The organism is Pseudomonas sp. Irchel 3E19 (assembly GCF_900187585.1).
In the GTDB taxonomy this organism is placed as follows: domain Bacteria; phylum Pseudomonadota; class Gammaproteobacteria; order Pseudomonadales; family Pseudomonadaceae; genus Aquipseudomonas; species Aquipseudomonas baetica.
In genome coordinates, this window is sequence record NZ_FYDT01000022.1 from 81583 (window position 1) to 99857 (window position 18275).

The following is an 18275-nucleotide window of genomic DNA, read 5'->3' on the forward strand; positions in this document are numbered from 1 at the left end:
GTGTACACCATTTGTGGAGCACACCAAAACCCTGTGGGAGCTGGCTTGCCAGCGATGAACGATCACTTGACACAACTGAAGTTACGCGCCGCTCAAGCCCTTGAGCAGAGCATCCACATTCCCCTCAAGCTCAGCCACCGGATCTACGGCATCCGTACTCAACACCAACAACCGGCTACCCGATTCAGCAATGGCAGCTTTCACCGCATCCGAGGGCTGCCGATGGTGCAGCACCACGGCCACGTCATTGTTCTTGAGTGTCGCTGTCAGTTGCTTCAAGTCCTGCGGTGTCCATTCAGCATCAGGACGCGGATCCTGCCCCACCAGCTCCAGGTTCAGACCGCCGATGAGATACCCGAAGTGATCGCTCAAGCTCATCACACTCAGATTGTCAGCACTGGCCAGACGCGCCTCGCTGTCGGCGCTGAGCTTGAGCAGGCGCTGTTTCAACGCCGCCAGGTTGGCTTCGATCTTCGGTTTGGCAGCGGGTGCCAGACGCACCAGATCCGCCGCCATCACATCCGCCATGCGTCCCATGTTGTTGCTCGCCAGCCATGGCTGACTGTTCAAGCCATCGACCTTCAATCCCGGTTGTACGGCAATGCCGGGCAGGGCGCCGTCGACCGGGCGTGCGGCGTCAACTTCAACGATACGGATGTTGCTGCGACGGGCGATCGGGTACAGCGGGTCATCGGCCCACAGCGAGCGTACACCGATCACCGCATCGGCACCGGTCGCCAGTTTGCTCAGTGCCGGGGCGCCGCGCCCGGTGAAGTAGGCGGTCTGGCGACTGCCCGGCAAGTTCGCCGGCGCCGCGCGTTCCAGACTGACATCGGTGCCTTTGAGCAGCACCTCGCCAAGGCCATAGGTGATCGGTAACGAGGCCAGCACACGCAAGGGTTTGGCGCTTTCGGCGGCTATCAAAGGGCTGGAAACCACGCCGCACAGGGCCATGGCCAACGTCAGGTTGCGCAATGAAAAAACCATTTATCCAAGATTCCCTTTCAGACTCGGGACAACCCCGCGCGCGATGGCGGCGAGGGCGAAGGCAATGCCGGCGACCAGAATGATCGCGGCGCCGGACGGGATCGGCAGATCGAACACGATCGGCGCGAGAATCCCGCACAACGTACTGACGGTGGCAATCAGCACCGAGCACCAGAAGAAACCCTTGAGCGACTGGCTGAGCAGCCGCGCTGCCGCCGCCGGAATCACCAACAGGGCACCGACCAGAATCGCGCCGATGACTTTCACCGCCGCCACGGTGATCAGCGTCACCAGTATCACGAACAGATAATCCAGGGTCTTCACCGCCACCCCGCGAACAGCCGCCAGTTGCGGGTTGAAACTGGCGAGCATGATGCGGTTGTACAGCGGCAGGGCCAAAGCCATGACCAGCGAGCCGACAATCGCCAGCACCGCCAGGTCATTGCCGTTGACGGTCAGCACCGAACCGAACAGCACGTTTTCCAGAATGTGGACGTTGATCTTGCCCGCCAGAATCAGCAGCAGACTCGCCCCCAGCGCCAGCGATACCGAGAGGAACACGCCGATCAAGGTGTCCGGTGCGAGGCCGGTACGGTTGCGCAGATAGTTGAGCAAAATACCGAACAGCAGGCAGTAGCCGAACAGGCTGCCATAAGGCCCGGTGTACGGTTCGCCGAGCAGGATGCCGATGGCCACCCCGGTCAGCGCCGCGTGGCCGACCGCTTCGGAGAAAAACGCAAAGCGTTTGACCACCACCAGCGTGCCGAGGCCGCCGAGCACCGGACCGATCAACAGGCCGGCGAGCAGCGCATTGACCACAAAACCGTAGGCCAGCGCCTCCGGCAGGTAACCGGACGAGGCCCAGCCCTGAACCATCAGACGAAAGGCTTCATAACTCATCAGGCAGCGCTCCGTGGATGGGTCGAGAACAGCGTCAGCAGACGCTCCGGTGTCAGTGCCTGTTGCGGTGTGGCGTCGAACAGCACGCGACGGTTGAGGCCGGTGACGCGACTGGCCAAACGCCCGACCGCTTCCAGATCATGCTCAATCCACAAAACGGTGATGCCCGCCGCGCGCCAGTCGCCAAGCAGGCGCTCGAACACCTGAATCCCGGCTTCATCGAGGGCCGACATCGGCTCATCCAGTACCAACAGTTGCGGTGCCGGAATCAGCCCTTGGGCGAGCAGAACCCGCTGACGCTCGCCGCCGGACAGTGCGCCCATGCGCCGTTTGCGTTTGTCCTGCATGCCGACGCGCTCCAGCGCCTCACCGATGGCGCCGGCGTAGCGCTTGCTCAAGCCGAGAAACGCCGGGCGGCGCTGGCACATGGCGGCCATGAAATCGTCGACGGTCATCGGCAAACCGCGATCAAACTCCAGCGCTTGCGGCACGTAGCCGATGACGCCGGGCTCGTCGGGCCATTGCAGGCTCAACTGGCCCTGATGCGGCATCTGGCCGAGCAAGGTCTTGATCAGCGAACTCTTGCCGCCACCGTTGGGGCCGACCAGTGCGTGCACGCTGCCGGGGTGAACCTGAAAGGTGACCTTGTCGAGAATCGTCGTGCGGCCCAGCGTCAAACTGACATCGGCAAAATCCAGCGTCGGCCCCAAAACCTGTGGGAGCGGGCTTGCTCGCGAAGGCGTCGTGTCATCCGATAAAGATGTTGGCTGACCCGGCGCGTTCGCGAGCAAGCCCGCTCCCACAGGGGTACCGGGTTTGTTCAGGAGGGTTTCTTTTGAAGTCATGCCCCCGACTCCTGAATCGCCCGTACCACGGTGTTGAGGTTGCCGGTCATTTCCTTTTCGTATTTGTCGGCGGTGTATTCGCCGTAAGAAATGTGCGACAGCGGGTACAGCTTCACACCCGATTCCCGCTGAATGGTTTCGACGTACGTGGAGGGGAAATCCATTTCCGAGAAGATCACTTTCACGTCCAGCTCGCGCAGTTGATCGATGGTCTTCTTCAACTGGCTCGGGCTCGGCTCGATACCGTGGGCCGGCTCGACCACCGCCGTCACTTCCAGACCAAATTCGCGCAGCAGATAGTCGTAAGCCGCGTGAACGGTGGCGACGCGTAGTTCGGCATTCGGCGCCTGGGTCAGCTTGGCCAGGGCATCGGCGCGCATCTGGCGCAGGCGTTTGCCGTAGGCGCGGGCGTTTTGGGTGTAGGTCTTGGCGTTGTCCGGGTCGAGCTTGCCCAGTTCCCGGGCGATGTTGTTGACCTGGGCGATGGAGGCGCTGATCGACAGGAAAGTATGCGGGTTCACCACTTTGCCGGCGCCACGCGCGGCAACTCCGGTGGCGGCGAGCAGCGGCACGTTTTCGTTGGCTTCGATGGTCTTGACGTTGGGTGTTTCGCTGGCGGCGATCATGCGATCGGCGAAGTCATCATGGCCAACGCCATTGAGCACGATCACATCGAGGCCGCTGATGCGCTTGATGTCTTCGGCGCGTGGCTCGTAGGCGTGCGGGTTGAAACCGGCCGGGATCAGCGGCACCACTTCGGCCTTGTCGCCGACGATGTTCGCCACATAGCTGTAATAAGGATGCAGGGTGATGCCGATGCGCAGGCGTTTGGCTGCATCGGCGCTGGCCATTGGGCTAAGCAGACAGGCACACAAGCCCACTAGAAAAAGACGCAACAACGGACGGCGTGGAGATGAAATAGACATGGGCAAACGGTCTTCTCTCGGGTGAGGGCGAGGAATCAATGGCGATGTTCGCGGGTAACCCCGGCATCGTATTGCGCGACGATCTGTTTCCAGCCGGCGGCGGCCAGCGCAGTGTCAGTCAGGTCATGCGGAGCCTTGAGTGCGGCGTCACGGTTGAGCCAGATATCCGGCTCAGCCTTGTCATCCGCGCCGATGCGCATCAGAAACGAGCCGGCGACGGCAAGTGTCTGGCTGTGACCGAAGTAGGCAGTGCCGGCCTGCATTTGCCAGACATGAGCGCCACGACTGACGGAACTGGCGTCCTGTGCAAACGGGGCAAAGCCCTCGTCCGCAAGGTTCTGCGGGGTCGGCAGGGCTTTCTGCTCTTCGCGCAGCAAGCGGATTTCGTCGAGGGTCACTCGCAGGTCTGCATAGATGCCTTGCTCGGCGGCGCTGAGGTCGCGGCGGGCATCGAGCTGATTGCTGGCGACCGGCTCCGGTTCATGGGAAACACCCCGCCACGCGACGACCGAACCGGCCAATGCAAGGATCAGCAAACACAGCAGCAGCACATTGAGGGTTTCGTGGCCGGCACCGGCCGGGCGTACAACTTGGGTTGTCGGCGTACTCATGGGGCCTCGATATCGGCTTGGTCGATTTCCACAACGTGACCAGGGCCGGCGTCGAACAGCACATAGAACTCGGCGCCGGGTTTCTTGAAGGTCAGGGTCGAATCGGCGCCGAGCTTGCCCGGCACCAGAATCGTTTCGTCGTAGCCGATCACATCGAGGGTCACCCCCGGTGCGCCGCTGCCATCGGAGAAACCGCCAGTGCATTTGATCTGCTCGTCATCGACGGCTTTGCATTCGCACATCGGGTTGTGGGCAAGCGCGCTGGCACTGAAGCCGGCGCACAGCACCAGCAACGCGGCACTCAGCCGCAAGCGCAAAGAACGTTGAGAGCTGGTCATGGTTTGGCTCCTTGTTTGTTCAGCCAGGCGATGGTGGCGGGGGAGGCCTGGCTCAGGGGAATCGAGGCCTGATGCATGCTGCCGTCCCAGCCTTCCATGGTGATCCACAGTTCGGCGTCGGTTTTGGTTTTTTCCGGGATCGGCATTTGTGTGCCCATGCGGTAGGGCGTGCCGAAGAAGATGGTGCCGGCAGCGCGCAGGCTGCGCGGCTTGCCGATGCGCAGGTAGGTGGCCTTCACCTGTTCGACACAGGCATCGCAGAGGGCGGCGCTGAAATCTTTCATGTAGCCGGCCGGGCCGGTGAGGGTGGGAGCTTCGTTGCGCAGTTCGGCCAGTCGCAGGCTCCACGGCCCGACCTGGATATTGCCGATTTCATGCTGCCCCAGCCCGCTGTCGCCGCGAAACAGCGAAGCGTCGGCGAAGTATTTGGGCATGAAACCCAGCGGGATCAACAGCAGCAGGATGTTGATATGAAACCGCCATTTGCGCCAGAAACGCGCCAGTGGCGATGGCGCTGCAGTCGTTGTGGACTTGCTCACAGGGTGGCCTCCGCAGGTTCACGGTTCGTGGCCGGTTGTGCCTTGGTGCGGTTTTTCTTGTCCTCGCGCTTGAGCGCATTGGCAGTGGCCAGGGCGGTACGTTTGGTCCAGATCAGCAAGCCGCTGAGCACCATCATGCTCAGCAGCAGGCCGAAGAAAAACCAGATCAGCTTGATCCAGATACCGCCGAAGTCACCGGTGTGCAACGGGCGCATGGATTCTGTGACGAATTCCAGCGAGGAGCGATCGGAGAGCAACCGTGAAGCGGCCATATCACCGTTGTACGGATTGAGTGTGGCGGTCTGGAACATCAGCGGATACCAGCCGCGACCGCCGACGCTCATGTGGCTGTAAGCGTTACCCGGCAGGCTGACGAAACTGGCCTCCAGTCCCGGGATCTTCTGCTGTGCGATTTCAACGGCGCGATCGAGGCTGATGCGCGGGGGCGGCGTGCCGGCTGCTGAAATCGGTACGCTTTCGCGGGACAAGGCCGGAATGATCGGTTCACTGGAGATTGAAATCTGGTTGTCGAACAGGATCGCCTGAATCAAGAACCAGGTGCCGGTGATGGAAATCACCGCGATGAACCAGATCGACCAGATGCCGGACAGTCGATGGAAGTCGCCCCAGAAAATCCGTGCGCCGTGGCGCACGCGCAGGGTCGGGCGCAGAAAGCCTTTCCAGAAGCGTTTGTAGACCACCAGGCCGGTAATCAATGACACCAGCATCGGCAAACCGAGAAACGACACCAGGTACCAGCCCCAGCTGTAGCCGTTGGTAAACGGCACCAGCCACCAGCCGTGCAGGGCGCGGGTGAAAGCCTTGAAGTCGAAGGTTGGCGCGGTGCCCTGAATGACGCCGGTGTACGGGTTGACGTAGACCGTCAGCGAGCGCCCGTCGGGGTAGCTGACTTCGACATCGAGGGCAAAGTGCGACTCGTCCGGACGGCTGATGCTTTGCACCAGTGTTTGCGGTTCAGCTGTTTTGATCGCCGCCAGAATCTGGTCATAGCTGAGCCGCGGTGCGTCGTCCGATGGCTGGCTGGCACGCATCTGTGGATTGGCCAGCCAGACGATTTCCTGGCTGACCACCGCCAGAGTCCCGGTCACGCAGACGATAAGGACAAAAAACCAGATTGGCAGCGCCAGCCAGCTATGCACCATGAACCATAGTTTGGAGCGGGATTTCTTCGACATGATTGCGCGTCTTTTTTTCGGTGAAAGGGCACGTGGCTGCGGGCTTCGCAGCACGGGAGTCCCCGAAAGGCGCTCGTGGCTTTTGCCTACGCGAACGGCCTGCATCTCTATAGGACGAATGAGCGAGGCAAATCCCGAAAAACGATATGAAAGCAAATGTTTCGCAATTCCCCCCTTCACCACGAATCCTTTTCAGGCGCTGTCGAGCGAAACAAGGCTGCGATCTTTTGATCTGAAATCAGGATCAAAAGTAATGTCGATGCCGTTGACGTGACGCTGGTCTTTGAGAAATCCGGCAAACACCGGGCTGATCCTTTTCAGGGTTCTTGTGGGCTGCATCCTGAAAGTTTCCGGCATTGGAGGCGGGGCGCGAAGCGTGAGGCGGTGGTTCATGAAGTGTGTAGGGCGGCCGATGTGTGCTGTCGTCGCCGGCCTCATCGCGGGCAAGCCCGCTCCCACAGGGATCTGGGGTGTGACTGCTTTGCATGCCACATAACAGAACCTTGTGGGAGCGGGCTTGCCCGCTCAGACACTAAAGAGCTCAACCCTGACTGAACATCTCCATCGCCCGCTGCTTGATCTGCTCCTCGGTCAAATCCTCCTTGCGCGAGGCGAGAAACCACAGGTGCCCATACGGATCTTTCAACGTCCCGCTGCGATCACCGTAGAACTGATCCTTGACCTCGGACACCACCGTCGCTCCGGCATCGAGTGCCCGTTGAAATGACTTGTCGACATCAGTCACATACAAATGCAGACCAACCGACACGGCTTTTTCGGGGCTGCTCAAAGGCCCCTGATCGCACGGTGAGCCGAGCATGATGGCGCTGTCGCCAATGCGCAGCTCCGCGTGGCCGATCCCGCCGTCGGGCATGGTCAGGCGCATGACTTCGGTGGCACCGAAGGCTTTTTTATAGAAGTCGATGGCCTCGGCGGCCTTTTGGATGCCGAGATATGGGGTAATGCTGTGATACCCCTCGGGAATGGGTTTGACGCTCATGACGTTCTCCCTGTTGTTTTACCAGACGTGGTTTCACCGGATTACCGGAAGATTCACTATAGAACTGTCCGCGCGGCCAGGATTTTCCCCCGACGAGCAACACCTCGCATCAGTCCTGGAGAAAATGCGCCCCCGGCCCTTTTTCGCCCAGCACATCGCCCTGATTGCGCAGCGGACAGGCCTCCATCGACAAGCAGCCACAACCGATGCAGCCGGTGAGCCGGTCGCGCAGCAGGGTCAGTTGGGTAATCCGCTCATCCAGCTCCCGCCGCCACTGCTCCGACAGAATCTTCCAGTCGGCCGCCGTCGGTGCGCGATCGTCGGGGAGGATTTTCAGCGCTTCGCCAATCTCCGCCAGTGGAATCCCCAGACGCTGGGCAACTTTGATCAACGCCACCCGGCGCAGCACCGCTCGCGGGTAACGGCGCTGATTACCGGCATTACGCTGGCTTTTGATCAATCCCTTGGATTCATAAAAATGCAGCGCGGTGACTGCCACGCCGCTGCGCGCCGCGACTTCGCCGACGGTTAGCGGCTTGTGCACATTTTCTTTGGTGATCATTGGAAAACAGCTCTTGACCTTGACTTAACTAGAGGTTTTACCCTCCGCGTCATCGAGTCGCAAGATTCGCCTTACAGCCAAGTGGGGACTTTCATGCAAGCATCAGCGAAAAACCGCAGCTTCACTCAGTTGATCGAATTCGAAATCGAGCCACGCCAGCAACCGGCGCTGGTCTCGGCGTTATCAGTGCAAACCGAACGTCTGGCCCAGCACTACGACGGCTTTGTCAGCGCGAGTGTGCAAGCCAGCGACGATGGCCGGCGGGTATTGAGCTTTCTGCAATGGCAGAGCCGCGAGGCTGGGGAAGCCGCGTTCAGAAGTTTTGAAAGCGGCGAGCAGGATTTCTGGCAGTTGATCCGCGCCCATCAGGCGAAAACCGTAACGTTCAACTCGTTCCAGGTGCTGAGCAGTATCGCCCGCAGTCACGACGATGCCCTGCACTGCAACCTGGTCGGTCAGATCGACAACTGAATCAGTCGCTCGCCTCGAAAGTTTGCCGTCATTCGCCGCTTGTTCACCGCCAGTTCGCCGATTTTGATCAACCGCGTGCGTGTGACATTACGGCTCAGGCCCAGCAACGCGGCGGTGTGTACCTGGTTGTAATGGCAAAAGCGATAGGCCGCGCGCAGCAAGGTGTCTTCGACCTTTTCGTGCAAGGCGCCGGCCTGTTGCGCGAAGAGTTTTTGAAAGGCCTGTTCCAGTAAAGCCTCCGGTGAATCGTCAGCGCTCTGATGATCGTCAGGACGCTCGATGCGCAGGTTCGACAGGCGCAGGTCATCGCGTTCGATCACGCCGTTGCGGCAGATCAACAAGGTGTGATGGATGACGTTTTCCAATTCGCGAATGTTGCCCGGCCAACTGTAGCTGCGCAGTTTTTGTTCGGCGCCGGGGCTGATGCTGACCCGCCCGTAACCCAGGCGCTGGCTGTAAGCCTCGATGAAGTGTCGGGTCAGCGGCAGGATGTCGCCCGGACGCTCGCGCAACGGGCTCAGCACCAGATTGACCACGTTGAGGCGGTAATACAGATCCTCGCGGAAATTCCCGGCGTTGATGGCCTTCTCCAGTTGCACGTTGGTCGCCGCCAGCACCCGCACATCAATGGGAAGGCTTTTGCGCGAACCCAGCCGCACCACTTCGCGCTCTTGCAACACCCGCAGCAGTTTCACCTGAATGGTCATCGGCAGATCACCGATCTCATCGAGAAACAGCGTGCCTCCATCCGCCTCTTCAAACCAGCCGGCCTTGGCACTCAGCGCCCCGGTGAAGGCGCCTTTTTCATGGCCGAACAATTCGGCTTCCACCAGCGTCTCGGAAAATGCCCCGCAATTGACCGCGACGAAGGGCCGATGGCGGCGGTTGCTCAGGTTATGAATGTGCCGCGCTACCAGCTCCTTGCCGGTGCCGGTCTCGCCGATGATCAGCACACTGGCCTCGCTCGGCGCGACCTGTTGCAAATGCGCGAGCAGGGCTTGGGACTTCGGGTCTTCGAACACTTGCGCGGTGGCTCGTATCGACGTGGCCAGGGCGGGTGAGGGTGGTAGGGTCAGCAGTTGCATGGGCTCGTCCTTCTTTTTAGTTCAAATGCAGGCAGGTCAGGAATAGAAGGTCGGCACCGGCAGCGCCTGGTTCAGCGCCCAGTCGCCCAGCTCATGGAGCTTGTAATCGAGCGGGTCGTGCAGGGTTTGCGTGCGCAGGTTGCGCCAATGGCGGTCGAGGCGCAGCGAGGCGTGGGTTGAACGCGCCCCGGTGACCTCAAACAAGCGCCTGCAAATATCCAGGCGTTGACGGCTGGCGGCGACTTTGGCTGTGGCAATTGCGGTGGCCAGATGACCGCGCTCTTCGGCACTGAGGTTCGGGCCTTTGGCCCATGCTTCATCCAGCAGCGCCGCAGCGCGCTCGACCAAAAAGCGGATGCCCTAGAGGGCGACCCAGAACTCGCCGTAATGGGCCAGCACATAAGGATCTTCTCGCACATCGCGCGCGGTGGATTTGTGCCACAGACGGGTTTCGCTGAGCGTGTAATTGCGTGCTTCTTCAAAGGCCCCTTCGGGTGTTGAACGGCTGTTGGCTGGGCAACGGTTGCTGGAGCAACAGTTGCGAATGCATGAAAGGATTTATAACGGCTGGTGGTTATTCCGTAAAAGAACGTTAATCGATATTTATAGATCTTTAAGAGATATGGACTGATATCGATGAATCACTGATAGCCACTATTGAAAGCGTTGATTTCTGCGCGAGCGTGCCGGGGCGTAGCCTTTCTCCATCGACCCCCACTGCTCGCCAGGACGCTCCCATGAATCGTTTACTGACTGTTTCCCTGCTGCTCGCTGTCTCCGCACTTGCCGGTTGTGTTTCTAATTCTCCAGAGCTGCGCCCGTACACCGACGAAGAGTCCCGGGAGTTGGCGATGGAATCGCTGAACCGCAGTGGTTTGTCTTTTGATCAATACCACGCGAAAAAAGCCCAATTGCTTGGCCGTACCCAGTTTGACAAGAAGGCTGAAATGAGCGCCGAACGAGCCGTACAGCTGCACGGTCGCGCAAGCTGAAAACAAACTGTACTGGTTGAAGTTTTACCCAACTGTCCATGGGTTTGCCGGGCTGTGTGGGATAGGGTCTACACCTGAATGACCCTGACGGATTTACCCACCATGACGCTTTCGCTTGACCTGCTGCTGGGCTTTGCCCTGTTTGCCCTTGTTACCTCGATTACGCCGGGGCCGAACAACACCATGTTGTTGGCATCGGGCGTGAACTTCGGCTTCAACCGCACCATCCCGCACATGCTCGGCATCACCTGCGGCTTCTTCGTATTGGTGGTGGCGGTGGGTTTTGGCCTGGGCGCGGTGTTTCAGACCTATCCGGTTCTTTATACGATTCTGCGTTACGTCGGCGCGGCTTATTTGTTGTATCTGGCGTGGAAAATCGCGCACTCCGGACCGGTCGGCGAAAACGTCCAGGGTGAGGCCAAGCCGATCAGCTACCTCGGTGCTGCGGCGTTCCAGTGGGTCAATCCCAAGGCCTGGATCATGGCCATCGGAGCCATCAGTACGTACACGCCGATGCAGGGTTACTTCACCAACGTCGTGGTCATCGCCGCCGTGTTCGCTATCATCAATCTGCCCAGCGTCGGTGTCTGGGCGGCGTGCGGCACCCTGCTGCGCAACGTGTTAAAGGAGCCGCGCTGGTTGCGTGTATTCAATTGGGGCATGGCTGCATTGCTGGTGATTTCGTTGTATCCGTTACTTCTCGAAAGCTTTAGCTGACGCATTGCTTCAACCGCCGGCCCGATGCCTGTTAAGCTCGGCTTCAGGAGCGTTCCTACGCACTTTTAAATGAAGTTGTTCTTCTTTAACGGCATCCGATCAGGTATTGATGACGCTCTCGAACCGACGCGCAGCTCACAAGGCTGCGCTGTGCCGTTTGCAGATACGAGCCTCCTGATCCCGGAACACGCTCTGCGAGTCTTTTATGAACACACGTCCGTTGTATTTTGATTACGCCGCCACCACCCCGGTGGACGAGCGGGTCATCCAGGTGATGATCGAGTGTCTGGGGTTTCACGGTAACTTCGGCAACCCGGCTTCCAGTTCCCACGCCTTCGGCCAGCAGGCCCGGCAAACGGTCGAGCAGGCCCGCCGACAAGTCGCCGAACTGGTCGGCGCTGATGCGCAACAGATCGTCTGGACCTCCGGCGCGACCGAATCCAATAACCTCGCCCTCAAAGGTGTGGCTCAGGCCCGTGGTGTTTCCGGCGGCCACATCATTACCAGCCAGATCGAACACAAAGCCATCCTCGATACTGCCCGCCAGTTACAAGACGCCGGCATTGCCGTCACCTATCTGGTGCCGGACGCCGAGGGCTTGATTACCCCGCAAGCGGTCAGTGAAGCCATGCGTGACGACACCTTTCTGGTGTCGTTAATGCTGGTCAACAATGAACTCGGCACCGTCAACGACATCCCGGCCATTGGTGAAATCGTTCGCGGGCGTGAGGCGCTGTTTCATGTCGATGCGGCGCAGGGCGCCGGTAAGGTAGCAATCGACCTGGCGCAGTGGCCGGTGGATCTGATGTCGTTCTCGGCGCATAAGCTCTACGGACCTAAAGGTATCGGCGCGTTGTACGTCGGCCCGCGAGCGCAGCAACGCGTGCAAGCGCAGATTCACGGCGGCGGACACGAGAGCGGTCTGCGCTCAGGCACTTTGGCGACCCATCAGATCGCCGCGATGGGCGCTGCATTTGCTTTGGCCGCTGTCGCGTTCGATGAGGAGAAAAAAACCATCGTCGCATTGCGCGAGCGCTTGCTCGAACAACTGTTGAGCCTGCCAGGAGTGCGCCTCAACGGCAGTGCCACGCAACGCATTCCGCACACCTTGAGCCTGACCTTCAGCGAAGGCGAATTCAACGGCGCGGCGCTGAGCCATTCGATCGCATTTTCCGCGACCTCGGCCTGCAACTCCGCGAGCAACGCGCCATCCCACGTGCTTATGGCGCTGGGACATGATGCGCGTCTGGCCGGGCGTACTATCCGCTTGAGCCTCGGCCGCTTCACCCGCGCCGAAGATGTCGACAAGGCCGCAGAACTGATCAAGACCGCCTGCGCCAGTGCCCCGGCATTCTGGGCGACAGGGCTTTAAACGCGCCGACCTGATGGCGACGAACAATAACGATGAAGTGATTAGCAGGAGACATGATGAGTACCCAGACCTTGACCGAAGGATCGGTTCCCCAGCGCTTGGCGCACACCCGTGAACTGATGCGCCGCGAAGGCATTCATGCCCTGCTGGTGCCGTCCGCCGACCCGCATTTGTCGGAATACCTGCCGGGTTACTGGCAGGGCCGCCAGTGGCTGTCGGGTTTCCACGGTTCGGTCGGGACTCTGATTGTCACCCAGGATTTCGCCGGCGTCTGGGCCGACAGCCGTTACTGGGAACAAGCAACCAAGGAACTCAATGGCAGCGGCATCGAACTGGTCAAGCTGCAACCGGGTCAACCGAGCCCGCTGGACTGGTTGGCTGAGCAAACACCCGAAGGTGGCGTGGTGGCGGTCGACGGCGCGGTGATGGCCGTGGCTTCGGCGCGGACCCTGGGCAGCAAGCTCCAAGCGCGTGGCGCACGTCTGCGCACCGATATCGATCTGCTCAAGGAAGTCTGGAGTGACCGTCCGACTTTGCCGAACGCGCCGATCTATCAGCATCTGCCGCCACAAGCGACCGTCAGCCGTGGCGAGAAGCTCGCCAAACTGCGTGAAACCTTGCAGGAACGCGGCGCCGATTGGCACTTCATCGCCACGCTCGACGACATCGCGTGGCTGTTCAACCTGCGCGGCGGCGACGTGTCGTTCAACCCGGTGTTTGTCTCCTTCGCCCTGATCAATCAACAGCAAGCCACGTTGTTTGTCGCGCTGAGCAAGGTGGATGCGCAATTGCGCGCCGTGCTGGCACAGGATGGCGTGACGCTGCGTGATTACAACGAAGTGGCTGATGCCCTGCGTGCCGTGCCGAGCGGCGCGAGTCTGCTGGTAGATCCAGCCCGCGTCACCAGCGGTCTGCTGGATAACCTCGACAACGGCGTGAAGCTGGTCGAGGGCTTGAATCCGACGACGCTGGCCAAGTCGCAAAAAAGTGAAGCCGACGCCGCGCACATCCGTAAAGCGATGGAGCAGGACGGCGCGGCGTTGTGCGAATTCTTCGCCTGGCTGGAATCGGCCTGGGGCCGCGAGCGCATTACCGAGCTCACCATCGACGAAAAACTCACCGCGGCTCGTGAGCGTCGTCCGGATTATGTCTCGCTGAGTTTCAACACCATCGCTGCGTTCAACGCCAATGGCGCGATGCCGCACTATCACGCCACCGAAGAAGAGCATGCGGTGATCGAGGGCGACGGCTTGTTGCTGATCGATTCCGGTGGTCAGTACCTGGGCGGTACGACCGACATCACGCGGATGGTGCCGGTCGGGACGCCGACGGAAGAACAGAAGCGTGACTGCACGCGCGTGTTGAAAGGCGTGATTGCGCTGTCACGGGCACAGTTCCCGAAAGGCATTCTGTCGCCGCTGCTGGATGCCATCGCGCGCGCGCCGATCTGGGCGCAAAGCGTGGATTACGGGCATGGTACGGGTCATGGCGTTGGCTACTTCCTCAACGTACATGAAGGGCCGCAGGTGATTGCCTATCAGGCTGCGCCGGCGCCGCAAACCGCGATGCAGCCGGGGATGATTACATCCATCGAGCCGGGCACTTATCGTCCGGGGCGTTGGGGCGTGCGCATCGAGAACCTGGCGATGAACCAAGTGGCGGGGAGTAGCGAATTCGGCGAATTCCTCAAGTTTGAAACGCTGACGCTGTGCCCGATCGACACGCGTTGCCTGGTGCCATCGTTGCTGACTCAGGAAGAGAAGCAGTGGTTCAACGCTTACCACGCCGAAGTGCGTGAACGCTTGAACCCGCTGCTGGACGGTGCGGCGCTGGATTGGTTGAACACGCGCACTGCGGCCATTTGATGGTTTGCGACTCAGGCGCTGAAATTGGCGCCTGAGTCGTCTTGTCAATCTAGGCCATGCGCAACGCGGCTTCGACGAAGTCGAGACGGTCCTGGCCGAAGAACATCTGATTGCCGATAAACATAGTCGGGGCACCGAAAACGCCGCGTTTAATGGCTGTCTCGGTGTTCTCCTTCAGTGCAGACTTGACCGTTTCATCATTGGTCAGCGCCAGGACTTCATCGGGATCAAACCCGTGCTCGATCAACACAGCGGCGACGGTTGCCGGTTCGCCGAGGCTTCGACCTTCTACCCACAACGCAGTGAATAAACAATCGATAAACGCTTGAAAGCGTTCTGGCTGGCGCAGTTGTATGCCTGTAACGGCACGCATCAACAGCAACGTGTTGATCGGAAAGTGCGGGTTGAACCTGAGGGGTACGCCATAACGTTTGGCGTAGCGATCCAGATCCTGAAACAAATAACGGCCCTTCGCCGGGATCATTGCTGGGGAAGCGTTGCCGGTGGCCTTGAATACGCCTCCGAGTAACATAGGGATGTAGATCAGCTCGCTGTGAGTATCGGCGCAGATCTTCGGCAGTTGGGTGTAGGCCAGATAAGTGGTAGGGCTGCCGAGGTCGAAATAGAACTCTACGGTTTTCGTCATTATCGCTGCTCTCTATTTATTGTTATGGGCGGTGGCTTACCAGCGTTCATTCCATGGACGCAGATCCAGTTCGAACGTCCAGGCGTCTCGTGGCTGGCTGTGCAGGTACCAGTAGTTTTCAGCAATGTGTTCGGGGTTGAGGATGCCGTCCTGATCCTTGGTGGCGTATTTCTCCGGGAAATTGGTGCGGATGAAGTCGGTATCGATCGCACCATCGACCACGACATGGGCGACGTGGATATTCATGGGCCCCAGCTCCCGCGCCATGCTTTGCGCCAGCGCGCGGATACCGTGTTTGGCCCCGGCGAATGCGGCAAATCCGGCAGCCCCGCGCAGTCCGGCAGTGGCACCGGTGAATAGAATGGTGCCGCGCTTGCGGGTGACCATTCGCTTGGCCACCTCTCGAGCATTGAGAAACCCGGAAAAACAGGCCATTTCCCAAATCTTGAAATACTTGCGAGCCGTTTCTTCGAGAATGCTGCACGGCACGTTGGCGCCGATGTTGAAGACGAAGGCTTCAATGGGGCCGAGCCGGGTTTCGATATCTTCGATTAGTGCGATGACGTCTTCCTCCTTGCGTGCATCGCAAGCAAAGCCGTGAGCTTCTCCACCGTCAGCTTCAATCGCTTCTACCAGTGGCTGCAGTTTGTCGGCACTGCGCCGCGTGACACAGGCAACGAATCCCTCTTTGGCAAAGCGCTTGGCAATCGCTCCGCCCGTGGCATCACCAGCGCCAACAACCAATACGACCTTCTTGTTATTCATGGGTGAATCCCTTTAGTAAACGATCGTTAAGTGAACGAACGTTAAGTGAACGAACGTTATGCTAGGATCCAGGCAACGTCAAGGCGCTCAATTACGAGGACAACATCATGCGGTACTCCGCCAGTCACAAGCTGGAAACCCGGGAGAAGCTCTTGCAGAGCAGTGCGCTGTCGGCCAAGAAATCCGGGTTTTCCACCGTTGGTGTCGATGGTTTGATGAAAGCTATCGGTTTGAGCGGGGCGGCGTTTTACAGCCACTTTTCGTGGAAGGATGCATTGTTCACGGCCATCGTCGAGAGAGAGTTGGAGCAAAGTCTTGAGCGGCTGGGCGCGCAGGGTGCGCAGAATCGCGAGCGACTGGAACGCTGTCTCAGGCACTATCTAAGCATGGCTCATGTCGAGCAACCGGAGTCAGGTTGCGCCTTGCCGGCGTTGGGCGCGGAAATTGCCCGCGCTGACGTGCAAGTGCGAGAGCAGGCAGAGTTGTGGATTTGCCGGCTTCAGGAGCGTTGGGCGCAGATACTGGAGAGCGACAGCCTGGCGTGGTCAGTGTTGTCGCAGTGTGTCGGCGCTTTGGTGGTCGCGCGAATGCTGGCCACGCCTGATGTTCAGCGTCGGGTGCTGACGTCCAGTCATGATGAGATTGAACGCCAGATCGCCAGGCAGTCCTGATCTATTTACAGATGACGATCATGCTGCGGCTGGTATAGCCGGCAGGGTTGAGGCCGAATGGATAGTCCCCTGGCTCCTCCACGGAGTCACCGGACTTGGCGATCACCTTGTAGCCTTTCGGAGCGCAGGAATTGGCTGCGCTGGTGTAGCACCGATCCCAAGAGGAAGAGAGCCCCGAACAGTTTATGTGCAACCCTTTTTTACCGTGCTTCACCTGGGTTTTCGAGGTCGCCGCGCAGCCAGCAACTGCGAGTACAGCGATCAGTATCAAAATTCGTTTCATTACCGTCCTTATGACTGCCGCGAGTCTTACGCTCGGGTCCGCCTGTATTCGCTGCGCTCTACGCGTTTTGATATCCCTGTCCGAAAAAAATCCATATCTGGCACCGAGTTAACGTTCTAAACATGGCCTAAATGAACGCCAATTGCCAGAGCTTCGTCAAATCCTGTTTCAATCTGCCGCAATGGCCGGCTTGGCGGCGCTGCCCATGGTCATGGTCGCTCCGACGGAAGCCAGAATAATGCAAAGGATCGCCATCCATTGTGACAGCGTGAGGTATTCCTGCAGAAACAGCAGCCCTGATAGGGCGCCGAACGCGGGCTCGATACTCATCAAGGTGCCAAAGGTGCGGGCGGGCATGCGGGTCAGGGCGACCATTTCCAGGGTGTAGGGCAGGGCGGTGGACAACACAGCAACACCAATGGCGATAGGGATAAGCGACGGCGTCAGTAGAGCCGCACCGGCATGCACGATACCAATGGGTGCTACAAATAGTGCCGCGATCATCACGCCCAGCGCTGCGGTTGTGACGCCGTTATCAGCGCCGGCCTTCTGCCCGAAAAGAATGTACAGCGCCCAGCAGATACCCGCTCCCAAGGCATAGCCAGCGCCGACCAGATCGATTCCAGCGGTAGTCATTCCGGTGGGTATAAGCAGCAGGAGGCCGGCGGCGGCCAAGGCGATCCAGACAAAATCGATAGCGCGTCGGGACGCGTAGATGGCTACTGCAAGCGGGCCGGTAAACTCCAGGGCCACGGCAATTCCCAATGGCACAGTGCGCAGGGACATATAAAAGAGGAAGTTCATGCCGCCCAATGCCATGCCGTAAACGATTACAGTGCGCAGGGATTTGGCTGTGAGCCTGGCTCGCCATGGGCGCAGCAATAAAAACATGATCATGCTGGCGAAAATCAGGCGCAGAGTGGTTGTGCCTTGGGCGCCCACCACCGGAAACATGCTTTTGGCCAGAGATGCTCCAGACTGGATCGACGCCATGGCTATTAATAGCAGGCCAACCGGGAACAGCATTGAGGCTAGCGAGCGAGGTTGGTCATTCATTGAGCGGCGTCGTCCAAGGTAAGGGCACGGTATTCGTGTGGTGTTGGGCAATATACTGCGCATTCATTGCGACTGCGTCTATATATAGAAAGCTTTTTCCATCTATCGATAGAAAAATCGAATTACCTGTTGACGGCAGATTCCAGACGTCTATAATTCGCCCCACTTCCGGCGCAGTCGAAACGGAAAACTCCTTGAGATTCAATGAGTTATACGGTTTTCGATAGCGGGTTGCTTCAGCTCATCGAAGCCTGGAAGGAGTTGAAGGAGCGGTGATGTTTGGCTCTTTTAACGGTTCGATCTTCTCGGTCGAAAGCGGAGAAAAAGAGGTGTTGACAGCAGCATGTAACGCTGTAGAATTCGCCTCCCGCTAACGAGAGATCGGAAGCGCAAGTGGTTGAAGTTGTTGAAGAATTCTTCGAAAACTTCTGAAAATAATCACTTGACA

At 59.3% G+C, this 18275-nt stretch carries 22 protein-coding genes and 1 pseudogene; 6 read left to right on the forward strand and 17 right to left on the reverse strand.

Going from position 1 to position 18275, the window contains the following annotated elements; genetic code table 11:
- Window positions 1-81: 81 nt before the first annotated feature.
- The 11 genes from CKW18_RS15680 to soxR all read right to left on the reverse strand — a co-directional run bounded on the left by CKW18_RS15680 (window position 82) and on the right by soxR (window position 7904).
- Complete coding sequence (locus CKW18_RS15680) at window positions 82-987, reverse strand: metal ABC transporter solute-binding protein, Zn/Mn family (RefSeq protein WP_095189624.1); 906 nt, start codon at window positions 985-987, stop codon at window positions 82-84.
- Window positions 988-1887: a metal ABC transporter permease gene (locus tag CKW18_RS15685; RefSeq protein WP_007917717.1), complete on the reverse strand. Its 900-nt coding sequence runs from the start codon at window positions 1885-1887 to the stop codon at window positions 988-990.
- Entirely contained in the window at window positions 1887-2732 is an 846-nt protein-coding gene (locus CKW18_RS15690) for a metal ABC transporter ATP-binding protein (protein ID WP_095189625.1), read from the reverse strand. Before CKW18_RS15690 ends, CKW18_RS15685 begins: the two co-directional genes overlap by 1 nt.
- Complete coding sequence (locus tag CKW18_RS15695; protein WP_095189626.1) at window positions 2729-3658, reverse strand: metal ABC transporter substrate-binding protein; 930 nt, start codon at window positions 3656-3658, stop codon at window positions 2729-2731. Before CKW18_RS15695 ends, CKW18_RS15690 begins: the two co-directional genes overlap by 4 nt.
- A 35-nt stretch (window positions 3659-3693) precedes the next feature.
- Entirely contained in the window at window positions 3694-4269 is a 576-nt protein-coding gene (locus CKW18_RS15700; protein WP_095189627.1) for a DUF6162 family protein, read from the reverse strand.
- The gene (locus CKW18_RS15705) at window positions 4266-4607 is read right to left on the reverse strand and encodes a hypothetical protein (protein WP_095189628.1); all 342 of its coding nucleotides are present in this window, start codon (window positions 4605-4607) and stop codon (window positions 4266-4268) included. Before CKW18_RS15705 ends, CKW18_RS15700 begins: the two co-directional genes overlap by 4 nt.
- Entirely contained in the window at window positions 4604-5146 is a 543-nt protein-coding gene (locus tag CKW18_RS15710) for a thiamine pyrophosphate-binding protein (RefSeq protein WP_095189629.1), read from the reverse strand. Before CKW18_RS15710 ends, CKW18_RS15705 begins: the two co-directional genes overlap by 4 nt.
- Window positions 5143-6342 carry a PepSY domain-containing protein gene (locus CKW18_RS15715; RefSeq protein ID WP_095189630.1) on the reverse strand — a complete coding sequence of 400 codons (1200 nt, stop codon included), beginning with the start codon at window positions 6340-6342 and terminating at the stop codon, window positions 5143-5145. The genes CKW18_RS15710 and CKW18_RS15715 overlap by 4 nt, the downstream gene beginning before the upstream one ends.
- Before the next feature lie 192 nt (window positions 6343-6534).
- Window positions 6535-6735 (reverse strand): hypothetical protein, encoded by a 201-nt coding sequence (locus tag CKW18_RS30790; RefSeq protein ID WP_218274349.1) that lies wholly within the window; start codon window positions 6733-6735, stop codon window positions 6535-6537.
- Window positions 6736-6883: 148 nt separating this feature from the next.
- Window positions 6884-7342 (reverse strand): VOC family protein, encoded by a 459-nt coding sequence (locus CKW18_RS15720; RefSeq protein WP_095189631.1) that lies wholly within the window; start codon window positions 7340-7342, stop codon window positions 6884-6886.
- A gap of 109 nt (window positions 7343-7451) precedes the next feature.
- Complete coding sequence (gene soxR / locus CKW18_RS15725) at window positions 7452-7904, reverse strand: redox-sensitive transcriptional activator SoxR (protein WP_095189632.1); 453 nt, start codon at window positions 7902-7904, stop codon at window positions 7452-7454.
- Between the two features lie 93 nt (window positions 7905-7997).
- On the opposite strand from soxR, the gene CKW18_RS15730 reads away from it, so the two are divergent.
- Window positions 7998-8375, forward strand: coding sequence for an antibiotic biosynthesis monooxygenase (locus tag CKW18_RS15730; protein ID WP_095189633.1), 378 nt, complete (start codon window positions 7998-8000; stop codon window positions 8373-8375).
- Here CKW18_RS15730 and CKW18_RS15735 read toward each other — a convergent pair.
- Both CKW18_RS15735 and CKW18_RS15740 read right to left on the reverse strand, forming a co-directional pair.
- On the reverse strand, window positions 8360-9460 hold the full coding sequence (locus CKW18_RS15735) for a sigma-54-dependent Fis family transcriptional regulator (RefSeq protein ID WP_095189634.1): 1101 nt from the start codon (window positions 9458-9460) through the stop codon (window positions 8360-8362). The two genes, CKW18_RS15730 and CKW18_RS15735, sit on opposite strands and share 16 nt — an antisense overlap.
- A gap of 36 nt (window positions 9461-9496) precedes the next feature.
- A pseudogene (locus CKW18_RS15740) lies at window positions 9497-9952 on the reverse strand (acyl-CoA dehydrogenase family protein); the annotation flags it as partial.
- A gap of 245 nt (window positions 9953-10197) precedes the next feature.
- Here CKW18_RS15740 and CKW18_RS15745 point away from each other — a divergent pair.
- From CKW18_RS15745 to CKW18_RS15760, 4 genes are all read left to right on the forward strand, one after another.
- Window positions 10198-10452, forward strand: a complete 255-nt coding sequence (locus tag CKW18_RS15745; RefSeq protein WP_095189635.1) for a hypothetical protein — start codon at window positions 10198-10200, stop codon at window positions 10450-10452.
- A gap of 102 nt (window positions 10453-10554) precedes the next feature.
- On the forward strand, window positions 10555-11169 hold the full coding sequence (locus CKW18_RS15750) for a LysE family translocator (RefSeq protein ID WP_095189636.1): 615 nt from the start codon (window positions 10555-10557) through the stop codon (window positions 11167-11169).
- A 205-nt stretch (window positions 11170-11374) separates the two neighbouring features.
- Entirely contained in the window at window positions 11375-12541 is a 1167-nt protein-coding gene (locus CKW18_RS15755; protein ID WP_095189637.1) for an aminotransferase class V-fold PLP-dependent enzyme, read from the forward strand.
- Window positions 12542-12597: 56 nt separating this feature from the next.
- A complete protein-coding gene (locus CKW18_RS15760) occupies window positions 12598-14406 on the forward strand; it encodes an aminopeptidase P family protein (RefSeq protein ID WP_095189638.1) in 1809 nt (602 codons plus the stop codon).
- A 49-nt stretch (window positions 14407-14455) separates the two neighbouring features.
- On the opposite strand, the gene CKW18_RS15765 is transcribed toward CKW18_RS15760, so the two are convergent.
- Together CKW18_RS15765 and CKW18_RS15770 are read right to left on the reverse strand one after the other, a co-directional pair.
- Complete coding sequence (locus tag CKW18_RS15765) at window positions 14456-15052, reverse strand: 2-hydroxychromene-2-carboxylate isomerase (RefSeq protein ID WP_095189639.1); 597 nt, start codon at window positions 15050-15052, stop codon at window positions 14456-14458.
- Window positions 15053-15088: 36 nt separating this feature from the next.
- Window positions 15089-15817: an SDR family oxidoreductase gene (locus tag CKW18_RS15770; RefSeq protein WP_095189640.1), complete on the reverse strand. Its 729-nt coding sequence runs from the start codon at window positions 15815-15817 to the stop codon at window positions 15089-15091.
- 107 nt (window positions 15818-15924) lie between these two features.
- Between CKW18_RS15770 and CKW18_RS15775 the strand changes: the two genes are divergently transcribed.
- Window positions 15925-16488 carry a TetR/AcrR family transcriptional regulator gene (locus CKW18_RS15775; protein WP_095189641.1) on the forward strand — a complete coding sequence of 188 codons (564 nt, stop codon included), beginning with the start codon at window positions 15925-15927 and terminating at the stop codon, window positions 16486-16488.
- Between the two features lies 1 nt (window position 16489).
- On the opposite strand, the gene CKW18_RS15780 is transcribed toward CKW18_RS15775, so the two are convergent.
- The gene (locus CKW18_RS15780) at window positions 16490-16771 is read right to left on the reverse strand and encodes a hypothetical protein (protein WP_095189642.1); all 282 of its coding nucleotides are present in this window, start codon (window positions 16769-16771) and stop codon (window positions 16490-16492) included.
- 168 nt (window positions 16772-16939) lie between these two features.
- On the reverse strand, window positions 16940-17827 hold the full coding sequence (gene rhtA / locus CKW18_RS15785) for a threonine/homoserine exporter RhtA (RefSeq protein WP_095189643.1): 888 nt from the start codon (window positions 17825-17827) through the stop codon (window positions 16940-16942).
- Between the last annotated feature and the right edge of the window lie 448 nt (window positions 17828-18275).

What these genes read in the sequence shown, in the direction of transcription:
- CKW18_RS15720 (WP_095189631.1), bottom strand. Translation starts at nt 7,342, where the DNA reads ATGAGCGTCAAACCCATTCCCGAGGGGTATCACAGCATTACCCCATAT.
- CKW18_RS15730 (WP_095189633.1), top strand. Translation starts at nt 7,998, where the DNA reads ATGCAAGCATCAGCGAAAAACCGCAGCTTCACTCAGTTGATCGAATTC.
- CKW18_RS15685 (WP_007917717.1), bottom strand. Translation starts at nt 1,887, where the DNA reads ATGAGTTATGAAGCCTTTCGTCTGATGGTTCAGGGCTGGGCCTCGTCC.
- CKW18_RS15760 (WP_095189638.1), top strand. Translation starts at nt 12,598, where the DNA reads ATGAGTACCCAGACCTTGACCGAAGGATCGGTTCCCCAGCGCTTGGCG.
- CKW18_RS15735 (WP_095189634.1), bottom strand. Translation starts at nt 9,460, where the DNA reads ATGCAACTGCTGACCCTACCACCCTCACCCGCCCTGGCCACGTCGATA.
- rhtA (WP_095189643.1), bottom strand. Translation starts at nt 17,827, where the DNA reads ATGAATGACCAACCTCGCTCGCTAGCCTCAATGCTGTTCCCGGTTGGC.
- CKW18_RS15690 (WP_095189625.1), bottom strand. Translation starts at nt 2,732, where the DNA reads ATGACTTCAAAAGAAACCCTCCTGAACAAACCCGGTACCCCTGTGGGA.
- CKW18_RS15750 (WP_095189636.1), top strand. Translation starts at nt 10,555, where the DNA reads ATGACGCTTTCGCTTGACCTGCTGCTGGGCTTTGCCCTGTTTGCCCTT.
- CKW18_RS30790 (WP_218274349.1), bottom strand. Translation starts at nt 6,735, where the DNA reads ATGAACCACCGCCTCACGCTTCGCGCCCCGCCTCCAATGCCGGAAACT.
- CKW18_RS15770 (WP_095189640.1), bottom strand. Translation starts at nt 15,817, where the DNA reads ATGAATAACAAGAAGGTCGTATTGGTTGTTGGCGCTGGTGATGCCACG.
- CKW18_RS15755 (WP_095189637.1), top strand. Translation starts at nt 11,375, where the DNA reads ATGAACACACGTCCGTTGTATTTTGATTACGCCGCCACCACCCCGGTG.
- CKW18_RS15700 (WP_095189627.1), bottom strand. Translation starts at nt 4,269, where the DNA reads ATGAGTACGCCGACAACCCAAGTTGTACGCCCGGCCGGTGCCGGCCAC.
- CKW18_RS15780 (WP_095189642.1), bottom strand. Translation starts at nt 16,771, where the DNA reads ATGAAACGAATTTTGATACTGATCGCTGTACTCGCAGTTGCTGGCTGC.
- CKW18_RS15695 (WP_095189626.1), bottom strand. Translation starts at nt 3,658, where the DNA reads ATGTCTATTTCATCTCCACGCCGTCCGTTGTTGCGTCTTTTTCTAGTG.
- CKW18_RS15775 (WP_095189641.1), top strand. Translation starts at nt 15,925, where the DNA reads ATGCGGTACTCCGCCAGTCACAAGCTGGAAACCCGGGAGAAGCTCTTG.
- soxR (WP_095189632.1), bottom strand. Translation starts at nt 7,904, where the DNA reads ATGATCACCAAAGAAAATGTGCACAAGCCGCTAACCGTCGGCGAAGTC.
- CKW18_RS15680 (WP_095189624.1), bottom strand. Translation starts at nt 987, where the DNA reads ATGGTTTTTTCATTGCGCAACCTGACGTTGGCCATGGCCCTGTGCGGC.
- CKW18_RS15715 (WP_095189630.1), bottom strand. Translation starts at nt 6,342, where the DNA reads ATGTCGAAGAAATCCCGCTCCAAACTATGGTTCATGGTGCATAGCTGG.
- CKW18_RS15705 (WP_095189628.1), bottom strand. Translation starts at nt 4,607, where the DNA reads ATGACCAGCTCTCAACGTTCTTTGCGCTTGCGGCTGAGTGCCGCGTTG.
- CKW18_RS15745 (WP_095189635.1), top strand. Translation starts at nt 10,198, where the DNA reads ATGAATCGTTTACTGACTGTTTCCCTGCTGCTCGCTGTCTCCGCACTT.
- CKW18_RS15765 (WP_095189639.1), bottom strand. Translation starts at nt 15,052, where the DNA reads ATGACGAAAACCGTAGAGTTCTATTTCGACCTCGGCAGCCCTACCACT.